The 26,102-nt window shown below is 39.0% G+C and carries 25 protein-coding genes; 13 read left to right on the top strand and 12 right to left on the bottom strand.

Features of this window, described 5'->3' with window-relative positions; genetic code table 11:
- The first annotated feature begins 37 nt into the window (after positions 1-37).
- The gene (locus GQR54_RS12715) at positions 38-256 is read left to right on the top strand and encodes a hypothetical protein (protein WP_166378071.1); all 219 of its coding nucleotides are present in this window, start codon (positions 38-40) and stop codon (positions 254-256) included.
- 34 nt (positions 257-290) lie between these two features.
- On the opposite strand, the gene GQR54_RS12710 is transcribed toward GQR54_RS12715, so the two are convergent.
- The 5 genes from GQR54_RS12710 to GQR54_RS12690 form a co-directional block, all read right to left on the bottom strand.
- A complete protein-coding gene (locus tag GQR54_RS12710) occupies positions 291-1,388 on the bottom strand; it encodes a murein transglycosylase domain-containing protein (RefSeq protein WP_331460296.1) in 1,098 nt (365 codons plus the stop codon).
- An 80-nt stretch (positions 1,389-1,468) separates the two neighbouring features.
- Positions 1,469-1,969 (bottom strand): DUF1543 domain-containing protein, encoded by a 501-nt coding sequence (locus GQR54_RS12705; RefSeq protein WP_166378067.1) that lies wholly within the window; start codon positions 1,967-1,969, stop codon positions 1,469-1,471.
- A gap of 8 nt (positions 1,970-1,977) precedes the next feature.
- Positions 1,978-3,327: a sigma 54-interacting transcriptional regulator gene (locus GQR54_RS12700; RefSeq protein WP_166378065.1), complete on the bottom strand. Its 1,350-nt coding sequence runs from the start codon at positions 3,325-3,327 to the stop codon at positions 1,978-1,980.
- Positions 3,328-3,329: 2 nt separating this feature from the next.
- On the bottom strand, positions 3,330-3,875 hold the full coding sequence (locus GQR54_RS12695) for a hypothetical protein (protein WP_166378063.1): 546 nt from the start codon (positions 3,873-3,875) through the stop codon (positions 3,330-3,332).
- A 1-nt stretch (position 3,876) separates the two neighbouring features.
- Entirely contained in the window at positions 3,877-5,334 is a 1,458-nt protein-coding gene (locus GQR54_RS12690) for a HAMP domain-containing sensor histidine kinase (RefSeq protein WP_166378061.1), read from the bottom strand.
- Between the two features lie 331 nt (positions 5,335-5,665).
- Between GQR54_RS12690 and GQR54_RS12685 the strand changes: the two genes are divergently transcribed.
- The 4 genes from GQR54_RS12685 (at position 5,666) to GQR54_RS12670 (ending at position 6,808) form a co-directional block, all read left to right on the top strand.
- A complete protein-coding gene (locus GQR54_RS12685; RefSeq protein WP_166378059.1) occupies positions 5,666-5,899 on the top strand; it encodes an EF-hand domain-containing protein in 234 nt (77 codons plus the stop codon).
- A gap of 24 nt (positions 5,900-5,923) precedes the next feature.
- Positions 5,924-6,151 carry a hypothetical protein gene (locus GQR54_RS12680; protein WP_166378057.1) on the top strand — a complete coding sequence of 76 codons (228 nt, stop codon included), beginning with the start codon at positions 5,924-5,926 and terminating at the stop codon, positions 6,149-6,151.
- 174 nt (positions 6,152-6,325) lie between these two features.
- Positions 6,326-6,562 carry an EF-hand domain-containing protein gene (locus GQR54_RS12675; RefSeq protein WP_166378056.1) on the top strand — a complete coding sequence of 79 codons (237 nt, stop codon included), beginning with the start codon at positions 6,326-6,328 and terminating at the stop codon, positions 6,560-6,562.
- A gap of 9 nt (positions 6,563-6,571) precedes the next feature.
- The gene (locus GQR54_RS12670; RefSeq protein ID WP_007581557.1) at positions 6,572-6,808 is read left to right on the top strand and encodes a calcium-binding protein; all 237 of its coding nucleotides are present in this window, start codon (positions 6,572-6,574) and stop codon (positions 6,806-6,808) included.
- A gap of 107 nt (positions 6,809-6,915) precedes the next feature.
- Here the strand turns inward: GQR54_RS12670 and GQR54_RS12665 are convergent, their stop codons facing one another.
- Positions 6,916-7,179, bottom strand: a complete 264-nt coding sequence (locus GQR54_RS12665; protein WP_240918943.1) for an energy transducer TonB — start codon at positions 7,177-7,179, stop codon at positions 6,916-6,918.
- 172 nt (positions 7,180-7,351) lie between these two features.
- Between GQR54_RS12665 and GQR54_RS12660 the strand changes: the two genes are divergently transcribed.
- Positions 7,352-9,028 carry an amidohydrolase gene (locus tag GQR54_RS12660; protein WP_166378054.1) on the top strand — a complete coding sequence of 559 codons (1,677 nt, stop codon included), beginning with the start codon at positions 7,352-7,354 and terminating at the stop codon, positions 9,026-9,028.
- Positions 9,029-9,131: 103 nt separating this feature from the next.
- Positions 9,132-9,809 (top strand): FlgO family outer membrane protein, encoded by a 678-nt coding sequence (locus tag GQR54_RS12655; protein WP_166378052.1) that lies wholly within the window; start codon positions 9,132-9,134, stop codon positions 9,807-9,809.
- Between the two features lie 55 nt (positions 9,810-9,864).
- Here GQR54_RS12655 and GQR54_RS12650 read toward each other — a convergent pair whose 3' ends face one another.
- On the bottom strand, positions 9,865-10,704 hold the full coding sequence (locus GQR54_RS12650) for an HDOD domain-containing protein (protein ID WP_166378051.1): 840 nt from the start codon (positions 10,702-10,704) through the stop codon (positions 9,865-9,867).
- A gap of 295 nt (positions 10,705-10,999) precedes the next feature.
- Here GQR54_RS12650 and GQR54_RS12645 point away from each other — a divergent pair, with 295 nt between their 5' ends.
- On the top strand, positions 11,000-12,700 hold the full coding sequence (locus tag GQR54_RS12645; RefSeq protein WP_166378049.1) for a Zn-dependent hydrolase: 1,701 nt from the start codon (positions 11,000-11,002) through the stop codon (positions 12,698-12,700).
- Between the two features lie 41 nt (positions 12,701-12,741).
- Here GQR54_RS12645 and GQR54_RS12640 read toward each other — a convergent pair whose 3' ends face one another.
- Positions 12,742-13,146: an HIT domain-containing protein gene (locus GQR54_RS12640; RefSeq protein ID WP_166378047.1), complete on the bottom strand. Its 405-nt coding sequence runs from the start codon at positions 13,144-13,146 to the stop codon at positions 12,742-12,744.
- A 111-nt stretch (positions 13,147-13,257) separates the two neighbouring features.
- Here GQR54_RS12640 and GQR54_RS12635 point away from each other — a divergent pair, with 111 nt between their 5' ends.
- Together GQR54_RS12635 and GQR54_RS12630 are read left to right on the top strand one after the other, a co-directional pair.
- Positions 13,258-15,483, top strand: coding sequence for a S9 family peptidase (locus tag GQR54_RS12635; protein ID WP_166378045.1), 2,226 nt, complete (start codon positions 13,258-13,260; stop codon positions 15,481-15,483).
- A 141-nt stretch (positions 15,484-15,624) separates the two neighbouring features.
- Positions 15,625-17,262, top strand: coding sequence for a methyl-accepting chemotaxis protein (locus GQR54_RS12630; protein ID WP_166378044.1), 1,638 nt, complete (start codon positions 15,625-15,627; stop codon positions 17,260-17,262).
- 71 nt (positions 17,263-17,333) lie between these two features.
- Here the strand turns inward: GQR54_RS12630 and GQR54_RS12625 are convergent, their stop codons facing one another.
- Entirely contained in the window at positions 17,334-18,854 is a 1,521-nt protein-coding gene (locus tag GQR54_RS12625; protein WP_166378042.1) for a leucyl aminopeptidase family protein, read from the bottom strand.
- A 129-nt stretch (positions 18,855-18,983) separates the two neighbouring features.
- Positions 18,984-20,036, bottom strand: coding sequence for a DNA polymerase IV (dinB, locus tag GQR54_RS12620; protein ID WP_166378040.1), 1,053 nt, complete (start codon positions 20,034-20,036; stop codon positions 18,984-18,986).
- Positions 20,037-20,714: 678 nt separating this feature from the next.
- On the opposite strand from dinB, the gene GQR54_RS12615 reads away from it, so the two are divergent.
- The 3 genes from GQR54_RS12615 (at position 20,715) to GQR54_RS12605 (ending at position 23,275) form a co-directional block, all read left to right on the top strand.
- Positions 20,715-21,149, top strand: a complete 435-nt coding sequence (locus GQR54_RS12615; RefSeq protein WP_166378039.1) for a thioesterase family protein — start codon at positions 20,715-20,717, stop codon at positions 21,147-21,149.
- Positions 21,150-21,158: 9 nt separating this feature from the next.
- Entirely contained in the window at positions 21,159-22,211 is a 1,053-nt protein-coding gene (locus GQR54_RS12610) for an aldo/keto reductase (protein WP_166378037.1), read from the top strand.
- 116 nt (positions 22,212-22,327) lie between these two features.
- Positions 22,328-23,275 (top strand): ABC transporter substrate-binding protein, encoded by a 948-nt coding sequence (locus tag GQR54_RS12605; RefSeq protein WP_166378035.1) that lies wholly within the window; start codon positions 22,328-22,330, stop codon positions 23,273-23,275.
- Here the strand turns inward: GQR54_RS12605 and GQR54_RS12600 are convergent.
- Entirely contained in the window at positions 23,226-23,846 is a 621-nt protein-coding gene (locus tag GQR54_RS12600) for a fumarylacetoacetate hydrolase family protein (protein WP_166378033.1), read from the bottom strand. The two genes, GQR54_RS12605 and GQR54_RS12600, sit on opposite strands and share 50 nt — an antisense overlap.
- Before the next feature lie 284 nt (positions 23,847-24,130).
- Positions 24,131-26,098 carry a hybrid sensor histidine kinase/response regulator gene (locus GQR54_RS12595; protein ID WP_166378031.1) on the bottom strand — a complete coding sequence of 656 codons (1,968 nt, stop codon included), beginning with the start codon at positions 26,096-26,098 and terminating at the stop codon, positions 24,131-24,133.
- Positions 26,099-26,102 lie beyond the last annotated feature (4 nt).

The raw sequence follows: 26,102 nt of genomic DNA, 5'->3' as shown, positions 1-26,102 counted from the left end.
CAATGGTGCATTATTTTTAGCTATAGCCTCACATTCAATGAAAAACCACTCATCAAAAAAAGAACTCATGTTACTGCCTATTTTATTAGTGGTTATTTTAATGTGTGTGGCGGGGCACTTTTTACTACAAGCTAATTTTCAAGACAGTAATATGGTTGAATATATGTTGGCAGCGCTTCCATTTGCTATGTTTGGATTGGTTATTGTGGCGTTTAAAATGGCGGCTAAAAGTGAGCGTGATGATAACGAAAAGTAGTTAATAACTACTTTTCGTTATTCTCTTATGTTAATTATTGATATGTTTTTTCTGCAATTGTCACTTTTTCTAGGTAACGTCGAGACTCTTCCCTCGAATGTTTAGTTGTTAATATGTAATAAAACTGACTGGAAGTAAGTTGGTTTATTTTCGAAAAAGCAATATCCCTATCTTGATTAAATATTCTTAGTACATTACCTGCGCCACCGTTGTACGATGAAATCATGGCATAGTGTTGGTTTTGTTGAGTATTAATCTTATTCAAATAATCGTTCTGTAAAATACTTAAGTAAGCACTGCCTATATCAATGTTATTTTTAGGATCAAAAAGAACCTCTTTGCTTGGTTGGCCCGATACTTTTTTTATTCGTTGGTATACATCTTTACCTGCAGTTGCAGGAATTATTTGCATTAAACCATAAGCATTTGAAGAACTCACCGCATACGGATTAAAATGACTTTCTGTTTCAATAATACCGTAGATAAGCGACGCTGATATTTGGTATTTCTTTGATGCAGCTAAAACATACTCACTATATTTTTGTTTTCGTAAATGAGCATTTTGTTCGACTAATTCAAAAGTAACGGATGTAATCTGATGACCATCACTACGTTTTTTTTGCATTTTTGTATCAATTAAATAATGAGCAAAACGATTCGCTCTCCATTGATATTTAATGGGAAGTCCATCTTCATCTAAAACTTGCTGATATAAAAAAGGTTCGCCTTCTAAAATCGGAGCTTCACTTGTAAAAATATCCGTTTTATCTGGGTCGCTTGAGGTTAAAAGTGTGGTAACAATTGCTTGGGTTAATAACGCGTCTGTATTTTTAGTCGCGATTGTTTCAACGAGAACAGTGCTGCTATCAAAATCAATGATTGCTCTAGCTTGGTAGTCATTACTATATTTCACATACTTTCTACGTGTTGGTTGCTGAGTATTTTTTTTCCCCCACTTACGGCTAACAACACTCTCTAAAGTAGCTAAAAGCTGCCCAACACTACCAACTTGCTTTTTAATTGAACGTTGTGTTTTTTTTACTTGCTTTTGAATTTCTTTAACGTCGGTGGGGTTGCTCTTCACTTGGTTAGCAAGCTTATTGAGATCTCTTACCGGCGCCAAATGTGACACTGATTCACAGCCGGCTAAGAATAAAATTAGAACTATAAAACCATACTTCTTCACAAACATCCCTATTAAACACTGTTAAATTATAAAATATAATAACCAAACCAATCTGGCTTTATTGTTTGTGCTTCACCGCTTGGTGTCAACTTTATATTTAGTTTACTATCGAGTAAATCAATGGCAAAACAATCGTCTACGTCATGTAAATCATCTTTATGAATATGGCTAAGCCCTGCGAGTAAATCGTTTTTAGCTCGCTCTTTAGCTTCATGGCTACTGCTTGCAACATACAGTGCAAAGTCGTGTTGCTCAGCCATAGAATCACTTCTGTAAGCGCCTAAATTTACAAAATAGAGTTGCTTATTTTGTTCAACGTACGCATCAACAATCTCTACTTTAAAGCCATCAATATGATTAATTGCCATGTAGCTATCCATGTGAACACTACTTCTGTCGCCTACCCACTGGCTTTTTAACTTTGTATAAGTTTGCTCGATGTTTTGCCCTACAACAAAACGAATATCATGCATTTCAATGTGGCAACCTTGAATCCGTCCACCTAAATACACCATAAATAACTGCATGCTTTTCCTTAACCTAAATTATCAACATCAATATTATGCTTTTTAATCAGCTTATAAAAATCTGAGCGGTTGCGCTTAGCAAGCTTAGCGCCTTCGGCTACGTTACCATCTGCCATTTTTAAAGTGTTAATTACATAGTCACGCTCAAACTCTTTTTTAGCGTCGTTTAGTGATAATGGTTCTACGTTTGTTTCGTTACTATTTAGCGCAGCTAATACTAAGTGCTCTGAAATAACATCGCTTGGCGTTAATGCTACAACCTGCTCTACTACGTTTTGTAGTTGGCGGATATTACCTGGCCAGTCGTAACGCACAAGCGCATGCATAGCATCGCTTGCAAAGTGTTTTTCAGTTTGCTTCATGCGCTTAGCAATGCTTGCACTAAAGTGCTGTGCTAATAAGCTTATATCTTCGCGGCGCTCACACAATGGCGGTAATTTTAAATTAACTACGTTTAAGCGATAATATAAATCTTCTCTAAATTGCTGGTTTAAAATAGCTTCAGGAAGATTTTTATGTGTTGCCGATACAATACGTACATCAATCGCTATTTCTTCTTGAAAGCCTACGGGGCGAATTGTTTTTTCTTGTAATACGCGCAGTAACTTAACCTGCAAGTTAAGTGGCATATCGCCTATCTCGTCTAAAAATAGCGTGCCGCCCTCAGCTTGCTGAAACAAACCTTGATGATCTTTAATTGCGCCCGTAAAAGAGCCTTTTTTATGACCAAATAATTCAGACTCTAAAAGCTCACCCGGTACAGCGCCGCAGTTAATTGCAACGAAAGGGCCACCGCTTACATGACTATGCTGATGAATCGCCTGTGCGAGTAGCTCTTTACCTGTACCACTAGCCCCCGAAATCAATACATTAACTTGCGTTGGCCCAAGTAGTTTTACTTGCTCTAACAAGTGCAGCATTGTGCCACTACGCGTAACTATATTGCTTTTTGGTACAACTTCATCTGCATTAACACCATGTATTTCTATCGCTTTAGCAAGGCTGTCAAATAGCTCATCTTTATCTACAGGTTTAGTTATAAATGCAAAAATGCCCTGCTTAGTTGCCTCTACGGCATCAGGAATTGAACCGTGCGCTGTCATCATAATGACAGGTAATGCAGGGTAGCGGCTTTGCAACTGACGATGCAGTGCCATGCCATCCATTTCATCCATACGTAGGTCGGTTATTACGGCGTCAAACACTTGGCTTTTTAGTGTTTGTAGTGCGGTTAAGCCACTTTCACAGGTCATTACTTCGTATCCTTTTGATTCGATGCGAATAGCGAGCAGTTTTAATAAACTAGCGTCGTCGTCAACGAGTAATACTTTTGCACCTTGCACTTTGGTTGCTGCCATAGTTACTGCTCCTTAGTTTCTTCTCGTAGTAAAAGCTGCTGCTCAATTGTTGCTAACGATGAGAGGGTTTCTTGCATTTTATTGTTAAGTGCTTGCTGCTCTTTTTTAGCATTTATTTGCATAGTCACTTGCTGCTTTTGAAGCCATAAATATTGCTTTATATCATCTGGCCAAAAGTAAGCAAGATCGAGTTTTAACAACTTAGTCATCACCGTATTTGGATCATCATTTATGTTTAAGCACATAAATTTAAAAAAGCGTTTAAGATCGTTTTCACCTGTAAAAATATCTTTTTTGGGCACCAATTTAAATCCGCCACACTGATTAGCGTGCCATGCAATAACTTGCTCTGCAGGCGGATAGCTTGGTTCAATTTTTGGTCTGGGTTTTGGACTAGGTTTACTGTTTTTGTCGTTCGTTATTTTGATATCGACCACAGGCGCAGGTGTAATTGACACACGCTCTTCTTGCCCATTATTAATTTCACAGCCTGATATAACTATGCTGCTACTGAGCACACATAAAATAGCGATTAAACGCAAGCGCATGTTAATTAACTCCTAGATTTTTTGTTATGGGAATTTTAATTGAAAACCGGCAACCATGCGGCTCGTTATGCTCAACAGTAAGTGTACCTCTTAGCTGTTCAACAGATTCTTTCACAATAGTTAAGCCAAGCCCACTGCCTTGCAGCGTAACATTTTTACTGTGTTTACCTTGATAAAATGCGTTGAAAATTTGAGTTTTTTCTTGCTTTTTAATACCACATCCTTTATCAAGTATAGCAATACAAAGTTGGTTTTGCTCAAGCGTTAAATTAATAGTAACGCTTTGCTTATCTTGTGAAAATTTTAAGCCATTTGAAATAAGTTGAATTAAAATCATCTCAATAAGCTCACTAGGTAAAGCGAGCGTTTTATTAGGTAAGTTATTTTGCCATTGCAGAGCTTGCTGACGCGCACTTAAGCGATGTTCAAAATGGCTATTAATTTTATTAATAAGATAACTAAATTCAACTTCACTTAGGCTGTCTTTACTGGTGCGAATCGCATTATAACTCAGCAAGCTGTCAATCATTGTACGAAGGCGCACCATAGATTGGCTAATAAGCTCAAGTACTGCTTTTTGCTCAGCAGTAATTGGGCCTACTATTTCATCAGTTAGTAAATCAGTGCCTTCGACCATTGAAGCAAGCGGCGTTTTCAGCTCATGGGTAACATGGCGTAAAAAGGTATCTTTTTGCTGCTCAAGCATATGAAGTTGCTCTTGCACCCATTGGAGTTTTTCTCCTAGCTCAACTAGCTCAGCGGAGCCTTTTACAGATATTTTTTGCTGCCAATGCCCCTGCCCTAGCTTATCAATAACCGTAGTTAACCCTTTTAGTCGCCCACTTATGCGCCATAAAAAACCACCACCAACAATTAAAGTAAGCGGAATAAGTGCCACCAGCCAGTTTATAAATGAAGTTTGTAGGCTGGTAAGTTCATTTTGGTTATTGGTAATTTGCGCTTCATTTTTATCACGCAACCATAAAGTAAGCTCAGCAACTAAATCGCTCACTGGCACAAATAACTCCGCTTGCTGTTGTTTTCGCTCAACAAGATCTACATGCGCTGTTTGTAATGTGGCATATAAGCGTTGCCATTGGTGGGTATAATCTTTATCTGTTTTTACAAATTTAAGTTCATCGATACTTTGCAGGGATGATTGCCATTTATCGACAATGAGCTTATCTAGCGATTCGCTTTTTAATACCCAGTTTTGCCTAGTGGCGCGCTCAAGGCTGTTGAGTTCTTGTTTAAGAGTATTAAACGATTTGGTAACTTGGTAGTTGTTACTCACGATACTTTGAGTCACTGCTAACTGCTTGTTAAGCGCATTTAAAAACACAATTACCACTATAGAAAGGGGGAGTAACGAAAGCAGCATACTCATTGCAAATTGCCCAATTAAGTTAGGCCGCCAGTTAAGCATTGCCTGGTATCTTTTAGCTATAGTAGCTGGCATTGCATTTAGTCCTTTTAGAGTTAAGCTTTGTATTATTAAACGTCTACCTTATACACTAGCTGAACCTGCAATTATATTAAATACGATTAACAGCCAGCGCTACAAAAACAATGTGTCGCCAAATAGAGACAACGCAAACCATTGATTTCAAAGCCCTCTCTTCAATCTCACTACATAGTGTTGCTATAGGCACACAAAAATTACAATAACCCCGGTAAAAATTTCTCACTTCCTTCAAATAAAAACACTAACCAATTGAAAATTAACAACAATTATTGTTGGCATCATTTTTGTATTATGAATAATAACTTTAATCAATAGGGAAATAATTATGAACAAACGCATTTTAGTAATTTCATCGTTACTGGCTTTAGGCTTTTTAAGCGCTAACGCACACGCAATGGACGTTCACGCGACTTTTAACGAGCTTGATAAAGACAGCAACGGGACATTAAGTGAAGCCGAAGCAGGTGAAGATGCCGTTTTACACGAGAATTTTTCTCAAATTGATACTAATCAAGATGGGCAATTGTCGCTAGATGAATTCAAAAAATTTATTCAATAAACTCATTTAATAAGGAACGTGATTATGAAACAACTTATAGCCGCTTTTTCATTAATGTTTTTAGCAATTAGTGCCACCGTACTAGCATCGCCAACAAACGTGCGCTTTGCCCATTTAGATAAAGATATGGATGGACAAATATCAATTGTAGAAGCAAAGGAAGACAAAGAAGTAATGAGACAATTTGCCGATTTAGATGAAGACGGTGATGAAAAAGTTTCAAAAAAAGAATTTGAAAGCTTTAAGCCTTAATGAGTAATTACTGATTAAGCTTTACTTAAGCTTGTTACAGGTAAACTGAATTTAAAAGCATTTGCCATAATCCCTGAGGGAGTGTGTAAAAGGATTTAATGTTGGGAGTTAAATTACGGCAAGTGCTTTTTACTTTAGCCATAAACTTTAGATACATCTTTTGGAAGGAATACCATGAAGATACTTTCCCTTGTTATAAGCATTTTAATGCTATTAAGTTTTGATGCTGCGGCACTTGATGTAAAGCAACGCTTTGATCACCTAGATAGCGACAAAAGTGGCTATTTAACACACGAAGAACTTGATCCCCAACCACAACTTTTAAACACCTTTGTAAAATGGGACAAAAACCAAGACAACCAAATTTCGCTAGTCGAATTTAAAAGTTATCTAACTAACAACCTTTACTAAGTGATTTATATGAAAAGTATTAGCTATATAACGCTGCTGGCGTTTAGTATTTTTAGCGCATTTAGTTTTGCCGCAAGTAACGACATTGCAAAGCAATTTAAAAAGCTAGATAGAAACAAAGATGGTTTTTTATCACGCTCAGAAACCGCTATAGACCCTGCTTTGTGGTCACGATTTTCAAGCTACGATAGCGATAAAGACGGCAAGTTAGCACTAAACGAATACGGTTTATATGCAAGTAAGTAGTTTTATAGCTAGGTAAACAAACACCTAACTTTTTATACTGATGTGTTCCTAACTTTAATCATTTCTCCCATCAGGGCAATGCACCAAATACTCTGCATCAGTAGGTTTTAGCTCACCATAAAATCCATTTCAGTATAGGTCAGTACAGGTTGCTTACTTTCATTGTTAGCTGTTGGTTTACAGTGTAATAAGCTTATAGAAGCTGCAGCATAAACATCAAATACTCCCTCAGGATAGGACGAAATGACACTATCCCCTTGAGCCCTACCTTGTGAGTTAACTAGTACAGAGAGCTCAACACAACCTGAAATACTTTTCTTTGCGGCTTTTAGCATCGTGCCCAAGGGGAGTAATAAATAGAGGGCTTTCATAGCATTTCCTTATGCTTTATTGATTATTTTACATACTAAACAATCATATCGATTACCTATTTTGTAAACAGTTAATATAGAGAAAAACATTAAAATGAGGTCTATCAATTCATTGGTATTATAAAATCAAGTTTGTTAATGTAAGTAAATTAACAATAAAAATTAAGTAACTATGCCACTCAAAAAAATAATCAAACCACTCATACTAGCCAGCCTTTGCGCTAGTTCTAGCTACACTCTCGCACAAACAAAAGTAATTTATAACGCCAATGGTTATACCCCTTTATACAAAGGTGAAGTACAGCAGTTTTCTACCCTCGTCATTAAAAATGGCAAGGTCGTTAAGCTAGGTAGCGAAACACTTAAAGATAGCTACCCAGATGCCAAGCTAATTGACGCACACGGTAATACCTTATTACCTGGCTTAATTGATGCTCATGGGCACGTTATTGGCCTTGGCGATAATTTATCGCAACTTGACGTACGTGGCGCAAAATCGGTTGATGAAGTAACAAATAAACTAAAAGTATTTGCCGATAATAAACAAGGTTGGATTATAGGGCGAGGTTGGAACCAAGAGCTTTGGGCTGATACACGCTTTCCTACGGCTAAAGATTTAGACAAAGTAGTTAGCGAACGACCTGTGGTGCTTTCTCGGGTTGATAGTCACGCCATTTGGGTTAATTCAAAAGTGCTCGAACTTGCTGGTATTACCGCCCAAACAAAAGCCCCTGAAGGCGGTGAAATAATTAAAGACGAATTTGGCAATCCTACAGGTATTTTTATCGATAAAGCAGAATCGCTAATTGCCCAGTATATGCCAGCCCCTTCAAAACAAGATATAAGTGACTCACTAGATGCAGCAGGTAAGCATTTATTAAGTTTAGGCATTACCTCTACTCACGATGCAGGTATTGATAAAACCACATGGGAAGTTTACAAAGAGCGCGGCGACCTTGGTAATTTGCCATTACGTATTGTGGCAATGCTAAGTGGTGCAAGCCCTGATTTAGGCACAATGTTAAAGGCAGGCAGATACCACGATAAAAATGACTTTATGGAAATTCGCAGTGTTAAAGTTTACGCCGATGGCGCACTTGGCTCTCGCGGAGCCGCTCTGATTGAAGAGTATGCAGACAGACCTGGTCACCATGGCTTAATGCTTGAAACACAAGGAAAACTCGAAGCGCTCTTTACACAAAGCTTTAAAAGCGGCTTTAGCGCAAATACTCACGCAATTGGCGATAAAGCAAATAAAGTAGTACTTGATGCCTATCAAAATGTGTTTAAAAAAACGGGCGGTATATTACTACGTAACCGAATAGAGCACGCACAAATTGTAACGCCTGAGGATATCCCTCGCTTTAAAGCGTTAAAAATAATCCCTTCAATGCAGCCGGTGCATGCCACCTCTGATATGCATATGGCAGAGCAGCGTTTAACTGGAAAGCAACTAAGCGGCGCCTACGCGTGGCAAACATTTTTACAGCAAGGTTCGGTTGTTGCAGCAGGGTCTGATTATCCTGTAGAGCTTGCAAATCCATTCGACGGTTTGTATTCAGCCATTACACGTATGGATCATAACAAACTACCTGAAAACGGCTGGCGTGCAAGTGAAGTACTAAGCCGCGAAGATGCATTACGTGCATTTACTCTTGGTGGCGCCTATGCGGCTCATCAAGAATTTCAGGTGGGTAGTTTAGAAACAGGTAAATGGGCAGACTTTATTTTAATTGATAAAGACTACTTTAAAATACCTGTTGACGAGATATATAAAACCAACGTACTACAAACATGGGTTGCAGGTAAGCTACGCTATAAAAAAGAAGAGGTTACAAAAGCACTATAATAAAAAATAAACAAATTAATTATTAAATTTAATTAAAGTAATCAAAAAGTGTGTCGATAAGGAGGAGTATTTATAAAATCCCCTTATGTTTCAGGAAGAAAACATGTTATCAAAAAAAATAACTCTTACTTTATCGGCACTTTTTACACTGTCGCTTTCGGCGTGTACTACTCATCCTGTTTATAACGGACACGCGCCACATAACAATATTGGCTATAATAACGTTCATAACCGCTATGCTACAGACCATCAACCACGCGTTAATAACTGGCAATTTCCTGAAAATAATTATCGCCCAATTAACAGCAGTAAGTTATTAAGTAATTACACTGAGCAATTAGCAATGAAGCTAATTGAGAATATGAATTACATAAATAGCGGTACGCCTATCGCTATTACCTCGTTTGTAAATTTAGACGATAACCTTCAAACAACTAATATTTTTGGTAATCATTTAGCTGAAAGCTTCATTACTGAATTACAAGAATTTGGTTTGTCTGTTGTTGATTATAAGCATACAGGTACAGTGCATGTAACACCGATGGGTGATTTTTCGTTTAGTCGAAATGGTAAAGATATTAAAGGGTATCCACATATTGAATACACTTTAACTGGCACGCTTACATACACTAACCGTGGTGTTATTGTTAATGCCCGAATTATTGGTGCGAAATCTAAAGTAGTGGTGTCATCAGCTAAAGGGTTTATTCCAAGTTTTGTAGTTGAATCTTTGTACCCTACTCGCAGAACTGATGGAATAGTATTAGACGCAATTCAATAAAAGCAAAAAGGGTTAACGCTAGTTAACCCTTTTTTGTTTGTGTAGCGAAGTGCGTTTAACTAAACATCTCTTTTACATCATTTAGCATATCGTTGTATTCATCGCTTGTGAACAGCTGCATAGACGGTATTACACCTTTATCTATGTATGTTTGCAGCGCCGCCGATTTATCAGTAACTTGTAGCGTGCCCTCTAAAATAGCCCCTACTCGAATAAAGTCTACATAACTAACCTTCTCTGGTTTGTAACTTGGGTCTGCCCAGCTATGAGCTACATCTACAAACTCTTTAGGAAACTCCCAAGCTTGCATAATTGATGAGCCTACCTTCCCGCTAAGTTTTTGAATTGCATGAGCTAAAAAGCTTGGGTTAGCAAACACTTCAGGATGGCGCTCTGCCTCGGTTAAAATTGGTAAAACACCAATATTATAAACAAGTGATGCTAATGTAATTGAATCACGGTTTAACGAAGTGTGTTTATTATTTTTTAGGTAAAATTCCATGAGTGATATTGAATGACTCGCAACTGTTAGTGTTTTTTGCCAAGCCTTGCTCATGTAACCTTTAATTAGCTCATTATTTGATACAAACAGTTGCTCCATAGCCATAGCAGTTGCAATATTTTTAATCTGACGCAACCCAATTCGAGTCACTGCTTGTTGTAAATTGGATACTTTTACAGAACGTCCCATAATCGCACTATTGGCTACTTTTATCATTCGAGCTGAAAGCGCGGGATCTTGCGAGATCACATCTGACATTTGCATTAAATTCACATCAGGGTTATCAGCAGCTTGGCGAACCTTAATCGCTACCTCAGGTAGCGTTGGTAAAACGAGAGTATCATTATTTATTCTATCGACTAAAATCGTTAATAAAGCATTTTCTGTAGACATAAAGTCGCCATCCTTTTGTGTTCAGCCTGTAAAGTAACTGCAAACTCAGGCAGTTATTTTCCGTATTCGTAATATAATTAGTATTATCTAACTTACCGATAAAGTTAAGGAAATTACAGAAGTTTATTTTTATTTCTGATGCGTTAACGCATATGTTTGCCTTACAACACCAAATACTTGCTATTTACCAATTAGTTTTGCTTTAATGCACACACAATAAGGAAGCGTTTGTACATATTTAGTCTTTAACCAAAGCAGTACAAATTATCAAACTTACTTTTCCACAGGCAATATAATGAACTTAAATAAAATTAGCCAAGCAATTGCGCTTTCTGGTGTCGTTTTTCTTAGTGCATGTTCTGAACAAGCGCCGTCTTCTACCGACAACACAGCCACAGAACTTGCTCAAAAAAGCAATGCACAATCAGGCCCTGAGCTTATTAACATAGATAAGCAACGTTTAGATATTTACACCGACTTTAGCTTAAAAAGTGATTTATCACATTTGAGCGACAATCAACGAGCGATGGTTGCAAAACTTATTGACGCTTCAAAAATTATGGACGAGTTATTTTGGAAGCAATCTTTTGGTGAAAATAAAGATGTTCTTTTAGCAAAGTTAAGCAACGACAAAGTACGTAAATTTGCCGATATTAACTACGGTCCATGGGATCGTTTAAATGGCGATGAAGCGTTTTTATCCAGCTATAAAGAAAAACCTCTTGGCGCACAGTTTTACCCTGCTGATATAACTAAAGAAGAGTTAAACAATGCAGATGTTGAAGACAAAACTGGGCTTTACTCTGTAATTAAGCGTGATGAGCAAGGCAAGCTTTACAGCGTGCCATATTCAAAAGAATACGCTGATGAGCTTACAACTGCCGCCGACCTTTTACGTCAAGCAAGTAAACTTGCTGACGATAAAGAATTTGCTAATTACTTAAATCTGCGTGCTGATGCTCTACAAAAAGATGACTTCCAAGTTTCTGACTTTGCTTGGATGGACATGAAGAACAACCCAGTAGATGTGGTTATTGGTCCAATTGAGACCTATGAAGATCAATTATTTGGTTACCGTGCTGCTTATGAGTCTTATGTACTTATCAAAGATTTAAAATGGAGTGAACGTTTAGCTAAGTTTGCAGCATTTTTACCGGAGCTTCAAAAAGGCTTACCCGTTGATGCTAAGTACAAGCAAGAAATACCAGGCTCTGACGCCGACTTAAATGCATATGATGTTGTTTACTACGCTGGGCATTCAAACGCGGGTAGTAAAACAATTGCAATTAACTTACCAAACGATGAGCAAGTACAGCTAGAAAAAGGAACTCGTCGTCTGCAACTTAAAAATGCGATGCGTGCCAAGTTTGATAAAATTCTAGTACCAATTTCAGAGCAGTTAATTGTAGCTGAGCAACGTAAACACATTACTTTTGATGCATTTTTTGCCAATACGATGTTCCACGAAGTGGCTCACGGTTTAGGTATTAAAAATACAATTACTGGTAAAGGCACTGTTCGTCAATCACTACAAGAACACGCAAGTGCGCTTGAAGAGGGTAAAGCCGATATTTTAGGCCTGTACATGGTTGAGCAGTTGCTTAAAAAAGGCGAGATCACTGAAGGCACACTTGAAGATTACTACACTACGTTTATGGCGGGTATTTTCCGTTCAGTACGTTTTGGTGCATCGAGTGCGCATGGACAAGCAAACATGATCCGCTTTAACTTTTTTGCACAAGAAGGCGCATTTTCTAAAAATGAAGCGGGTTTATACAGCATCAACATGGAAAAAATGAGCACTGCTATTGCTAATCTTTCTCGCTTAATTTTGACTCTACAAGGTGATGGCGATTACGAAAAAGTAGATCAACTAATTGCAACGCATGGTGATATCAAAGAAGAACTTGCTAAAGACTTAGAAAAACTAAGCAAAGCAAATATCCCTGTAGATGTAACGTTTAAGCAAGGTAGGGAAGTTTTAGGGCTTAAATAAGTTTAGTTAAACTTAGCTAACCCCTAAAAAAGCGTTGCAGCTTAAAACTGCAGCGCTTTTTTTAACTCTGTAATTTTTACATCTGTATACGGCACAGCTGGGTACTTACCCCAAATTGGCGCAGGCCAAGCAGCATCAGTAGTAAAGCGTGCAATATGGTGAATATGTAATTGCGGCACCATATTACCCAAAGCAGCTATGTTTAACTTATCAGGGCTAAACACATCCACTAATAATTTACTTAGCTTGGCTGACTCTTTTAAATACACAATTTGATCATCCTCAGATAAATCAATTATCTCTTTTAAGTTAGCCTGCCTAGGCACTAATACAAACCACGGATATTGGCTGTCGTTCAATAAAAGCACTTTACACAGTGGCCAATCGGCAAGCTCTATACAGTCACGTTTAAGTTCTGGCGCTAGTTTAAATTCAGGGTTAGTCATTGTTATGTCCTACTTTGTCTTTAATAATCGCCACTTTATAGCATTTAGTTGCAGTTGCACACGCTTGGCTTTACCATCAAAGCAATATTTATAATAAGCTAAGGCAACCTTGTGCTAAAAAAAATAAAACACCTCTCACTAGCCCTCCCGTTAATGGTTGGCGCTATTAGTGTTCAAGCAAAACCTTTATCGTTGGAACGTATTTTTGACGATCCAAGCCTTTCTGGTAAATCACCTGTACAACTTAAATTTTCGCCTGATGGCAGCCGTGTAACTTATTTACAAGGCAAAAGCGATGACTACAATCGCTACGATTTATGGGAATATAATCTAAAAGATAACACCAACCGTGTGCTAGTTGATTCGGAAAAATTATTTTCAGGCCCAGAAAACCTATCTGATGAAGAAAAAGCACGCCGCGAACGCCAACGTATTTTTGGTAAAGGGATATTAGAATACAAATGGTCTAAAGACGGTAAAGCACTTTTATTCCCACTTAACGGCGACCTCTACTATTACGATTTAGCCTCTGCTAAAAGTAAAAAACTAACCGACACTGAAACATTTGAAACTGATGCGCGCTTTTCACCTAAAGGTAACTACGTATCGTTTATTCGAGAGCAAAATCTATTCGCTTTAGAGCTTGAATCAGGTAAAGAGATTCAACTTAGTAAAGATGGCGGCGGTGTAATTAAAAACGGCATGGCCGAATTTGTAGCTCAAGAAGAGATGAGCCGTATGACAGGTTACTGGTGGTCAGGGGATGAAACTAAAATTGCCTATACCCGCGTTGACGAAACCCCAGTAAAAGAAGCTATCCGTAACGAAATTTACGCTGATGAAGTTAAATTATTTAACCAACGCTACCCGTTTACAGGCACCGATAACGTAAAAATTCAACTCGGTGTAGTTAAACTAAATGATCAAAAAGTAGATTGGATTGATTTAGGTAAAGATGAAGACATTTATATCGCGCGTGCTAAATGGCTAAAAGACGGCAATACACTGTCGTACCAATGGCAAAATCGCTCACAACATAAATTAGAGCTTCGTTTTTATAACAGCGGAACTAAAGCCCAAAAAGTAGCATTAACCGAAAACAGCGAAACGTGGATTAACTTACATTTTGATCTTGAGTTTTTAAAAGACAAAAAACATTTTGTATGGGCATCTGAGCGCGACGGTTTTAAACACTTATATCTGTATCGCACAAACGGTCAACTTGTTCGTCAAATCACCTATGGTGATTGGGCTGTTGATAGCTTAAAAGGTATTGATGAGAAAAAAGGCATTATTTACTTTGCCGGCCGAAAAGATACACCGCTTGAAAGCCATTTATACAGCGCGCCTTTATTTAAAAAAGGCGATGCCAAACGTATCACCGAAAAAGGTCAGTACCATAATGTTGTGCTAGCAAAAGACAGCAAAACCTTTATCGATAATAGCTCGTCTGATAATAAACCAAACTCAGCAGCGCTTCGTAAAGTAAACGGCGAATTTATTACATGGCTTGAAGAAAATAAGCTAGATAGTAGCCACCCCCTTACTCCTTATTTAAGCGACTTAACAAAACCAGAATACGGCACAATTAAAGCCGAAGATGGCCAAGTTATGCATTACCGTTTATTTAAGCCTAGCACCATTGCTGATGGCAAAAAGCACCCTGTTATTGTTAACGTATACGGCGGCCCGCATGCCCAACGAGTGACAAATAGCTGGCGTAGTAAAAACTTGTACTTTCAGTACATGGCGCAACAAGGTTACGTAATTTTTCAACTAGATAACCGTGGTTCGTACAACCGTGGTAAAAAGTTTGAAGATGCTATTTATAAACATTTAGGTGTGGTTGAGGTTGCCGATCAAATTAAAGGTGTAGAGTTTTTACGTACACTTGATTACGTAGACCCACAACGAATTGGTGTTTATGGCCACAGCTACGGCGGCTATATGGCACTTATGACTATGTTTAAAGCGGGCGATTACTTTCAGGCTGGCGTATCAGGTGCTCCAGTAACCGATTGGGCATTATACGATACACATTACACTGAGCGTTATTTAGGTCACCCTGATACGAATGCTAAAGGCTACGAAGACAGCGCAGTATTCCCATATACCGATGGCTTAAAAGGCCCATTAATGATTTATCATGGAATGGCTGACGACAACGTGCTGTTTACTCATTCAACTAAATTGTTTAAACAACTGCAAGATAACGAAAAACAGTTTGAAATGATGACCTACCCAGGCTCTAAGCACAGCCTACGTGGTAAACAAGTGCAAACGCACTTACATCAAACAATTACAAACTTCTTTAATCGTCATTTTGATGTTAAATAAGTAAATAAAGTAATTATAGACTAAAGGCTGATTGATAAATCAGCCTTTTTTTTGCATTAATGGTCTTGGGCCTAGATTAAACTCTCTTTTTAGCTACGCTTATTCAATGCGCTAAAGCGCACACTTTTTGAGGATAAATGTATGCCTAGTCTACGTAGTTTTAGTATATTCCAACGTTTTTCACTGTTAATAGCAATTGTAGTGTTTGGGCTAATAGTACTGAGTATATCCAGCTTGACTAACCAATATAACTCTCTTAAAAACGAGCAGTATATTAAAACACAAAATGTAGTAGAAACTGCTTATAGCATTATTGAACACTTTTATGACCTCGAGCAAAATAATTCACTCACTCAACTGCAAGCTCAAACGCAAGCTCTTAATGCAATAAAAGCACTACGATATGACAAAACCAATTATTTTTGGATAAATGATTACCAGCCTGCAATGATAATGCATCCGATTAAACCTGCTCTCGACAGTAAAGACTTAAGCAATAATAAAGACCCAGATGGAAAGGCGCTCTTTGTGGAGATGGTTAATGTAGTCAAACGCGCTGGTGAAGGATTTATACCTTATAAGTGGCCAAAACCAGGTAAAGATCAACCAGTTGAAAAAGTAGCTTTTGTTAAAGGCTTTAATCAATGGCAATGGATTATTGGTTCTGGAGTGTATCTTGATTCAATTGACGAAGTATTTAGCGAGCAACGTAACCTAATCATAGTCAGTGCAATAATTATGATTATTGCTGTTATTTTACTTAGTTACTTTATAGGTAAAAGCATTCTAATACCTACTCGTTTAGCAGCGGATATGATGAAGGACATTTCACAAGGCGAAGGTGACTTAACCCGTGCCTTAAATGAATCAGGTAATGATGAAATATCTGAGTTATCGCGCTCATTTAATTTGTTTGTTTTGAAAATGCGTGAGTCACTAGCTCATGTATCCAAAAGTGCGAGTGATGTTAGCGATCATGCACATACAGTTGATGAATCAAGTAGAACCAGTCTCTCATTTATAGAACTACAAAATGACAGCTCAACCCAAGTTGCAGCCGCAATGGAACAAATGACCCATCAAATACATGATGTGAGCCGTAACGCCGAAGCCGCAGAGCAAGCTGCAAAGGATGCTGCAAAAAATGCATCAACGGGTAGAAGTGTAGTTACTCAAACAATTACAGCTATAGAAACACTCTCAAACAATATAGAAACAGTGAGTCGTGTAACTGCTGATTTGGCCAATGAAAGCCATAATATTGGTTCTGTGCTTGATGTTATAAGAAGCATATCGGAGCAAACTAACTTACTAGCATTAAACGCTGCCATAGAGGCTGCTCGCGCAGGAGAGCACGGCAGAGGCTTTGCTGTTGTTGCAGATGAAGTACGTACACTCGCGAGTCGTACGGGGCAAAGTACTGACGAAATTCAAACCATGATCACTAAACTACAAGAAGGTGCAAAAGCCGCAGTAGAAGCAGTTAAATCAAGCCAAGCGCTTTCGGTCTCTACCGTAGAGCAAGCTTCGTCTGCTAATACTTCACTTAATGAAATAGAACGACTTGTTTCAATCATTACCGAAATGAATAGCCAAATTGCACGTGCAACAGAGCAACAAACTCAAGCAGCTGATGAAGTTAATTTACGTATTAATGAGCTTTCACACTCAACAGAGCAATCACTTAATAATACTAAGCAACTTACAAGTACTAGCGATAACCTCAAGCAAAGTAGCCAAGAGCTATCTAGCATGGTCCATCGTTTTAAATTAGATTAATCGATACCGTTCTCATAAAATGCGAAAGCCCTGAATTAACAGGGCTTTTTTATTACGTGTAAGTTTTTAGCTTACAAACAGTAACGTGCAAACAAGCTCGTTACTGATGCAGCTGTTGGCTTGCCATGCTGCCAATCACCACCTTCAACACCGCTACCTGCAATATCCATATGAACATAAGGTAAAGGTTGTGCAGAGTCGTTACCGTGCTTATCAAGCCCACCAACAATAGCCATAAACGCCATAGGGAACTGATGCCCACGAGCAGTAACAGCAGATGCTGCGTTATTGCTCGAGAGTACATCGTCAGCTAGCGTGCGTGGTTTAATAAAGTCGTAATCTTCACGGCGAGAACGCGATACTTCAGCGCCATCGGCCCACAAATCTCCAAGGTCAGCTATTTGACGTGAAACACCAGCGCTACGAGCTGGACCATTTTCAACATACGCACCGTAAGGGCCCATTGCACGTGCCGCGTGACCCGTTAATGTAGCAACAGTAAACAACGTTGGGTTTATTTCGCCTTTAGCTAAATCTTTCATTTCGCTAAGCAGGTCACCCATTGCCAAGCGCCCTTCTGCATCGGTATTACCAATGCGTACACGGATACCTTCGCGGCTAGTAATAATTTCATCTGGCACAAAACAATCCGAACCAATAGAGTTACGAACAACGGCTAAGTACGATACCACCTTAACGCCTTTAGGCTGATAATCCGCAACAGCTTTCATAAAGCCCGCAACAGAAGCTGCACCGCCTTTATCACGACTCATGCCTGCCATATGGCCACCTACTTTTAAATCTGCACCGCCTGTATCGTATACAAGACCCTTACCTACAAACATAAGTGTGCGAGTAATTTCACCCTCTGGTACATATTCAAGCTTAACAACACGTGGGTGATGGCGCTCAACTGCATAAGATGCACGAGCAACAGTGCTTAGCATTGGGTAGTTTTTATCAATAGCTGCAATATCATCAATTACTTCAACTGCAATGCTTGAGCCTTTAAATAAATCAACGCAGTAATCAGCAAAACGTGGTGGAGCCATACGCTCAGGTTCAGTGCCACATAAATCACGCGCGGCATATTGGCCAGCTGCAATTGCATTAACAGCTTTGATTGTTTGCTCGCTTGCGCCAACTAAACCAATTTGAGTAATAGGTTCAATACTTTCACCGTGATATTCACGCGCTTCTAATGGCTGCCATAAGGCTTGGCAAGCGCCTAAATAAGAAACTTCTAAAGCATGCTGATAACGGCTATCACCATTTAAATTTGGTAAAAATAATGCAGGATTAACACTACCCGACGCTTTTGCTTCGTTAATTGCTAATTTAGCAGCATCAAAATAACGGCGAACATCGTCGTAATCTCTATTTAACGGACCCGTTGGCGCAAGTACAACGCGTTTGTTTTCAATCACTAATAAAGTAACTTGTTTACCAATGCGAGAATCAACTTTTGCTTGGTCTAAAATAGCATCACGTAATGAGTTATTTGGTAATTGAGAAAAGTCATCACTAATAATAATAAGCGCATCATGAGATGTGCATTCAAGGCTTGCACTAACCGCTTGAGGGTATGCCATAAATAAAGTCCTGTTAGAAAACATAAGCCCCTATTATCGTCGATTTAAATATTGAAGACCAGCAAGGTGCGATGAGCTAATTATACAACTTGCCAATAAATGGCAACTTGGAGTTACAGGCTTTACAGCTTAATCGAGAATACTCAGTTGGAAGTTTTGTTCTGGCTCGCTTTTAATGCCAACGCCTATGCCAAGTAATCTTACAGGTTGTTGTAGCCCTCGTTGATAGGCCTTAGTAAGGAGTTGAATAAATATTTCTGTGTTTAGATCGTGGTATGCCTGATCGGCTGAGGTCACTACAAAGTTTGCAAACTTCACTTTAACACTCAGCTTATTAATACGGTTTTGTAATTGCTGTTTATTAAGTCTTAAAACTAATTCGTCTAACAATTTTGGTAGCTCATCTAAGCACTCTTGCAAACTTGTTTTATTGTATTCGTAGGTATGTTCAACACTCAGCGACTTTCTGATGCGATCTGTTGATACTTTACCAACATATTCACCTGCACATTTTTGATAAAGCGACACACCAAAATTACCCACATGTTGCTGCATCCAGTTAACGCCTTTTTCACGTACATCCTTGCCGGTATATAAGCCTTTTAAATTTAGCTTTTCGAGCGTTACTTTACCCACCCCCGGAATTTTACCCAGCGGTAATTGCGCTAAAAAATCATCGATCTCATGAGGCAAAACGACAAACTGACCATTAGGCTTTTTTTCGTCACTCGCTATTTTGGCAATAAATTTAATTGGTGCAATACCTGCTGATGCAGTGAGCCCCGTGGCATTGTAAATATCGGCTCTTATTTGCTGTGCAATAAGTGTGGCGCTGCCTTTACAAGCGGTGCTATCTGTTACATCTAGGTAGGCTTCATCTAAAGAGAGTGGTTCAATTAAGTCTGTGTAGCGGCTAAATACTTCACGTATTTGGTTTGAAGCTTCTTTGTATACAGCCATACGCCCAGGGACAATAACTAAATCGGGGCATAACTGTTTAGCATGATAGTTCGACATAGCCGATCGCACGCCATACTCCCTCGCTATATAGTTAGCGGTTGAGAGCACGCCTCGTCGGCTATTGCCTCCAATAGCAAGCGGTACACATGCAAGTTTTGGATTATCTCGCATTTCTACTGCTGCATAAAAGCAATCCATGTCTATGTGAATAAACTTCTTCATCACCACAACACAACTGTTTATTTATACAGTCATTATTATGTAATCACTTGTGATAAGCAAGCCTAGGGCCTGTTTATCTTTCGAGGTTAAATTTGCAGCAGTATGTTTGGTATTTAGGCAAGGCAGAGCCTATGTAGTGTGGTTATTCCCCATAAATAGGCGATAACGTAGCACAAATGCCAAACATACGCTGCCCGAAGGGTTCTGCCTAGGGGCAATTTGCTCTTTGTTGCTCGGTTTTTACTTAGTCCACTAGGTCACAAACCTCGCGCCGCGATTAAATAGCCCCTAGATTGAACAAATTTTAATCCTAAAAGGTCAACAGGCCCTAGTTAGCGATTAAAAAAAGCGCTTATTACCTTCTTGCTCTTTATAACCGCGCAACCAAAACATAACCTCGAAAAAAAACCCTGCTAACATCAAAATAATAGCGCCTGATTCGTTACCCATTGCGTAACAGGTAAAAGAGGCTATAAAAACCAAACAAGCTAAGGACCAATTAATTATGTTCTGCATATTTCTACCTCTGTGTGTTTTTGTGTTTGTCTGTGCAATTTAACTGTAGACCTAAAATTAAATAGGTACAATCATCTTATAAAAAAACATGCCATTAATTACCTTGAGCTCGTAACCCCATGTTGATAATCTAAGTACTTTAAAATTAAGGGCCAATAAATAATGCAAACGTTTAAAGATCAGCACCCTATCCATACCGACATCACCGTAGCGTGGGCTGATATGGATGCACTACAACACGTAAATAATGTAGTGTATTTACGTTACTTTGAAATAGCCCGAATCGACTTCTTAAATAAAATAAATCTGTTCGATACAATAAGCCCTAATGGCGTGGGCCCGGTAATAAGCGAAAATAACATTCGTTATAAACGCCCAGTTATATTCCCAGATACGCTTACAGTCGGTGTTACTATTTCTGATATAAAAACAGACCGCTTTAATATGAACTATACCGTTTATAGCCATGCACAAAACGCTATAACAACAACAGGCACTTCAAAAGTGGTTATGTTTGATTTTGAAACAGGCCAAAAAGCCCTCATTGCAGAGCCTCTTTTATCGGCGTTAGTTAGCTACTCTCAAGACGAGCAATAAGGAATTCTCATGCAATACAGCCCACTTGGCAGCAGTGGTATTAACGTTTCAAGAGTATGTTTAGGCAGTATGACTTGGGGTAAACAAAATACTCAAAGCGATGCTGATGAACAAATAGCCTACGCGTTAGAGCAAGGCGTAAACTTTATTGATACAGCCGAAATGTATGCGGTACCGCCCTCTCCAGAGACCTATGGTAAAACTGAGGAAATTATTGGCGATTGGCTATCGCGTAATCAGCAAAAGCGCAGCGATGTGGTACTTGCTACAAAAATTGCAGGCAATGGATTATCGTGGGTACGTGATGGTGGCAATATTACGCGCCAAACGGTAATAGAAGCCGTAGACGATTCACTTAAGCGCCTTAAAACCGACTATATTGATTTATATCAGCTGCATTGGCCAAACCGCTCTACCCCGCACTTTGGCAGACAGTGGCCCGGCACTCTTAAATTTACCGACGTAAATACACAAGAGCAGAAAGCTAGTATGCTTGATATTCTAGAAGGCCTTAATGAATGTGTTAAAGCAGGTAAAATTAAGCACTGCGGTTTATCTGACGATACGCCATGGGGTATAAGCCAGTTTTTAAGTTTGGCCAAAGAGCATAACTTACCGCGTATGGTATCTATTCAAAATGAGTTTAGCTTAGCGCACGCTAAAGACTGGCCGTATTTAATAGAACAATGTGTACACGAAGATATTGCCTACTTACCGTGGTCGCCCTTAGCAGCCGGTTTATTAACGGGTAAATACCTAAACGGTGCTCGCCCTGAAGGATCTCGTTGGACCTTCATGCAGCGCAACGGTATTTTTAGAGATACACCCAATGCAGAGCAAGCCACTAAGCAGTATGTTGAGCTGGCTCATGCAAACAATATTACTCCAGCACAACTAGCACTCGCATGGTGTAACCAAGTAGATGGCGTAACCTCTTCAATTATTGGTGCAACAAGCATAGCCCAATTAAAAGAAGATATTGATGCATTTAACATCACGTTAAACGACGAAATTCTTAGTGAGATTAACACTATATTTAAAAACTATCCTATGCCTTACTAAGCATATACCAGTTAAAAGCAGCCTTGAACAAGGCTGCTTTTAACTAAAATATTTGACCCTACTACAACCAACACTATACTTTAATTAAGTTTTCTTAATTCAACGAACACTTATCAATGCTGAGAAACGGATACTATGCATTTTGCTTATTAATTGTATTTAACGCGCATGCTGTTGAACAAAAATTACAGCCTCTAGAAGAAATTATTTGGCTACAAAGTTACACGCCCCCTTTTCATATAGCTAAAAGCGAAAGTGCACCACAAGGCGGTATTTGCGACAACCTAACCGAGCAACTCATTAGAACCATAACAGATGTAAAACATACCCGCTTAATTGTCCCTCAGCAGCGTATAAATAAATATTTAAGTGAAGGAAAAAGCGTATGCTTCCCGTGTGTTATTTATAAAAAGCATAATAACCAACTACTTAACTACTCAAATCCAACAACGGTATATCCCCCATTTTCAATTATCACGACTAAAGAGCTAAAGCCCAAATTAGAAGAAAAGCACGGCTCGCCTATTCACCTTATTAATTTATTAACCGACCCGCAATACGTATACGGGCAAGCTGCTGCACGTAAATTTACAACTAAAATTAATACAATTATTGAAAACACAAAACAAGATAAAGAATCGTCGTTAAGTTGGAGTAGCGAAAATGAAAGTCAGGCTGTTATAGCACGCTTGAGTCATGGCTTTTTAGACTACTCAATTGATTACCCGTTTATGGCCGATTACTTTAATAAACAAGGGGAATATACGAATATACGAATATACGAATATACGAATATAGAGAGTGTACCAATTGCAGAAAATGACATTCAATTTATACGAGGAGCAATAGGTTGTGCGGCTAACGCACCTAATAATTTTGCACAGCAAGCGCTTAAAAAAATCAACCGCGCGCTAAAAAATAATGTACTACAATCGCCTGAGTATCAACAAAGTCAGCATAATTGGCTTAAAACTACCTTTGCCGACTTTGATCAACACTACCAACAGCAAGTTATTAATTTTTACTTACTTGCCACTGATGCTCAAGCAAGCACTGATCGTTAGTATAAAGTGCCACAGCAAAAATACTTTTAGGTGTTACCTCGCCTACGCCCGAAGGTGTCCCAGTCATTACTACATCACCATCTTCTAAGCTCATAAATTCACTAATTTCTTGTAAAATTGAGTCCGGATTATGCAGCATAAAATGAGTATCGCCTTGCTGAACTACTTTATTATTAATTTTAAGTTCAAAGGTAAAGTGCTTCATTGCATCAGTTAGCGCTACAAAATCAGTTAAAATTACAGAGCCGTCGAACGCTTTAGCGCGCTCCCATGGAAGTCCTTTATTTTTTAATTTACTTTGTACCGTGCGCTTAGTTAAATCAAGGCCGAGTCCAACACCTACAAATTTTTTATTTTTAACTACAAAACACAACTCGGTTTCATAATGCAGCGTATCGCCGTTGTGAGCTGCAAATAACGTATTAGTAATTGCGCTATTTGGTTTGTTAAATAACACCATTTGGTCTGGCGTTTCGTTGTTTAGCTCTGCAATGTGTGCGGTATAGTTACGGCCAACACACACTACTTTTGATGGTGTTAATTCTTCAGATACTAACTTTATTGAATACATATAAATAATGTCTCAGTTATTGGACCTGTTGACCTTTCAGGATTAAAATTTGTTCAATCTAGGGGCTATTTAATCGCGGCGCGAGGTTTGTAACCTAGTGGGCTAAGTAAAAACCGAGCAACAAAGAGTAAATAGCCCCTGGGCAGAACCCTTCGGGCAGCGCATGTTTGGCATTTGTGCTACGTTATCGCCTATTTATGGGGAATAACCACACTACACAGGCTCTGCCTTGCCTAAATACCAAACATACTGCTGCAAATTTAACCTCGAAAGATAAACAGGCCCTAGCTAATAAGCGTTTCAAGTAAGCTCAAATTAATAGGTTTAAGTAAAACTCGGTCAATATTTAAATCTTTTATTTCTCTAGGGTCTGGCTCTGCGCCACTTACAATCACCAAGCGTAGCTCTGGATATCGCTCATTAACTTGCTGGCCTAAATCAATGCCACGCCCATCGGGTAAATGCATGTCTAACAATACCTTATTAAATTGCTGGTCGTGATTAAGTATTTGCAAACATTGTGCGCAGCTAGACGCAATGACGGTTTCAACGCCTAGACTTTCTAAAAGTAGCTGCGTAATTTGCGCTGCATCGTGATCGTCTTCAACAAGTAAAAAGCGCTGCTTTTTCTCGGTTAAGCCCTTACTACAATTTATATCTTTAGCTTGCGGTGCATGCTCTGGCGCTACCAAATAATCTTGCAAACATTGATATAAAGCCGCGCTATCAACAGGTTTTGGTATTACATCGTTAAAGCCAAGTGCAGCAAGCTCCTCATGTATGCCTTTCATAGTAGCGGCAGTGAGCGCGATTATTGGGCCTTTGTAACCCATTTTTCTAAGCTCTATGGTAGCTTCCTTGCCGCCCATTACAGGCATATGAATATCAATAAAAATAATGTCGTAAGGCGCTTTATACGCATCTGCAATACGCACTTTTTCAAGCGCTTGTTGGCCATGTTCGGCATAATCGACGCGCGCACCACAGGTACTGATCATATGACCAACTAGCATGCGTAAATCACGTAAATCATCAACTACTAATACTCGCCCATGCACTTTACAAGGAGCCAGTTTACTTTGTAGTTGCGGAGCACTGCTAAAGTTAAGTACTTGGCGCTCTTCTTCACTAATATCACCGGGGTAAACCGAAATAGTAAACGTAGAGCCTTTACCAACTTCAGAGTGCAAACTAATATCACCGTGCATACGCGCTAACAATTCAGCACATATTGCTAAGCCAAGACCTGCACCACCTACAGAGCGCGATTCTACATCAGCTATTTGCTCAAACGGTTTAAATATCAGTTCTTGTTTTTCAGGGGCTATGCCCATGCCTGAGTCTTTAATGCTAAAAAATAGCATTTCAGTGTCATTAACCCATTGCGTCCACGCATTAACAACAATTTCGCCTTTATCGGTAAACTTAACCGCATTATTTATTAAATTTATTAAAATTTGGCGAACTCTTGTTGCATCAAGTCGTGCAACTAAAGGTAATGGCTGATGAGATTCAAAGCGCAGCGTAAGCCCCTTATCAAGCACCGATACGCGCATTAACGTGTATACATCGGCAAGCATGCTATCAAGGTTAACTTCACTTAAGGTTAGCTCTAACTTATCGGCTGCTATTTTAGACAAGTCGAGCACATCGTTTAATAGGCTCAATAAGTGTTTACCGTTTCGATAAATTACACCTAACTCATTTTCTGCTTGCTGACTAAAGTCGCTCTGCATTAATAGCTCGGTATAACCTAAAATAGACGATAGAGGAGTTCGTAATTCGTGGCTTAAATGCGCTAAAAATCGGTCTTTAGAACGGTTTTCTGCTTCGGCTTTTAAACGCTCTACTCGCTCACCTTCAACATCTTTACGCGCCAAAGCATAGCGAATAGCACGCGCAAAGCGGCTAGAGCTCATTTCTGTTTTTATTAAATAATCTACCGCGCCAGCATCAAGTGCCGCCGAATCTAGTTCGTCGTTTGACTGCCCGGTAAGCATAATAATAGGGCCGCTAAAACCATTCGCAATGGCCTCTTTTAATACATCTAAACCATTAGATGCACCCAAGCGGTAATCAAGCAGGCAAATGTCATGCTCATTTTTGCTAAGCGTTTCAATTGCCTGCTCTGGGGAGCTTATCCATTGAATGTTAAACGTGTGTGAATCCAATTGGTCCAGATAGTCGCAGGTGAGTATGTAATCATCTTCATCATCTTCTACAAGCAGCAACTGAGTCACTTTATCTAACATACAA

Origin of the sequence: Pseudoalteromonas sp. Z9A4, from assembly GCF_011378845.1 — a bacterium.
GTDB lineage: Bacteria > Pseudomonadota > Gammaproteobacteria > Enterobacterales > Alteromonadaceae > Pseudoalteromonas > Pseudoalteromonas arctica.
Note: the sequence above shows the minus strand (reverse complement) of the source record. Positions and strands in the feature narration are given on the sequence as shown.

Coding starts and splice junctions, on each gene's coding strand:
- GQR54_RS12715 (WP_166378071.1), top strand. CDS start 38: ATGAAAAACCACTCATCAAAAAAAGAACTCATGTTACTGCCTATTTTA.
- GQR54_RS12705 (WP_166378067.1), bottom strand. CDS start 1,969: ATGCAGTTATTTATGGTGTATTTAGGTGGACGGATTCAAGGTTGCCAC.
- GQR54_RS12700 (WP_166378065.1), bottom strand. CDS start 3,327: ATGGCAGCAACCAAAGTGCAAGGTGCAAAAGTATTACTCGTTGACGAC.
- GQR54_RS12695 (WP_166378063.1), bottom strand. CDS start 3,875: ATGCGCTTGCGTTTAATCGCTATTTTATGTGTGCTCAGTAGCAGCATA.
- GQR54_RS12690 (WP_166378061.1), bottom strand. CDS start 5,334: ATGCCAGCTACTATAGCTAAAAGATACCAGGCAATGCTTAACTGGCGG.
- GQR54_RS12685 (WP_166378059.1), top strand. CDS start 5,666: ATGAACAAACGCATTTTAGTAATTTCATCGTTACTGGCTTTAGGCTTT.
- GQR54_RS12680 (WP_166378057.1), top strand. CDS start 5,924: ATGAAACAACTTATAGCCGCTTTTTCATTAATGTTTTTAGCAATTAGT.
- GQR54_RS12675 (WP_166378056.1), top strand. CDS start 6,326: ATGAAGATACTTTCCCTTGTTATAAGCATTTTAATGCTATTAAGTTTT.
- GQR54_RS12670 (WP_007581557.1), top strand. CDS start 6,572: ATGAAAAGTATTAGCTATATAACGCTGCTGGCGTTTAGTATTTTTAGC.
- GQR54_RS12665 (WP_240918943.1), bottom strand. CDS start 7,179: ATGAAAGCCCTCTATTTATTACTCCCCTTGGGCACGATGCTAAAAGCC.
- GQR54_RS12660 (WP_166378054.1), top strand. CDS start 7,352: ATGCCACTCAAAAAAATAATCAAACCACTCATACTAGCCAGCCTTTGC.
- GQR54_RS12655 (WP_166378052.1), top strand. CDS start 9,132: ATGTTATCAAAAAAAATAACTCTTACTTTATCGGCACTTTTTACACTG.
- GQR54_RS12650 (WP_166378051.1), bottom strand. CDS start 10,704: ATGTCTACAGAAAATGCTTTATTAACGATTTTAGTCGATAGAATAAAT.
- GQR54_RS12645 (WP_166378049.1), top strand. CDS start 11,000: ATGAACTTAAATAAAATTAGCCAAGCAATTGCGCTTTCTGGTGTCGTT.
- GQR54_RS12640 (WP_166378047.1), bottom strand. CDS start 13,146: ATGACTAACCCTGAATTTAAACTAGCGCCAGAACTTAAACGTGACTGT.
- GQR54_RS12630 (WP_166378044.1), top strand. CDS start 15,625: ATGCCTAGTCTACGTAGTTTTAGTATATTCCAACGTTTTTCACTGTTA.
- GQR54_RS12625 (WP_166378042.1), bottom strand. CDS start 18,854: ATGGCATACCCTCAAGCGGTTAGTGCAAGCCTTGAATGCACATCTCAT.
- dinB (WP_166378040.1), bottom strand. CDS start 20,036: ATGAAGAAGTTTATTCACATAGACATGGATTGCTTTTATGCAGCAGTA.
- GQR54_RS12615 (WP_166378039.1), top strand. CDS start 20,715: ATGCAAACGTTTAAAGATCAGCACCCTATCCATACCGACATCACCGTA.
- GQR54_RS12610 (WP_166378037.1), top strand. CDS start 21,159: ATGCAATACAGCCCACTTGGCAGCAGTGGTATTAACGTTTCAAGAGTA.
- GQR54_RS12605 (WP_166378035.1), top strand. CDS start 22,328: ATGCTGAGAAACGGATACTATGCATTTTGCTTATTAATTGTATTTAAC.
- GQR54_RS12600 (WP_166378033.1), bottom strand. CDS start 23,846: ATGTATTCAATAAAGTTAGTATCTGAAGAATTAACACCATCAAAAGTA.
- GQR54_RS12595 (WP_166378031.1), bottom strand. CDS start 26,098: ATGTTAGATAAAGTGACTCAGTTGCTGCTTGTAGAAGATGATGAAGAT.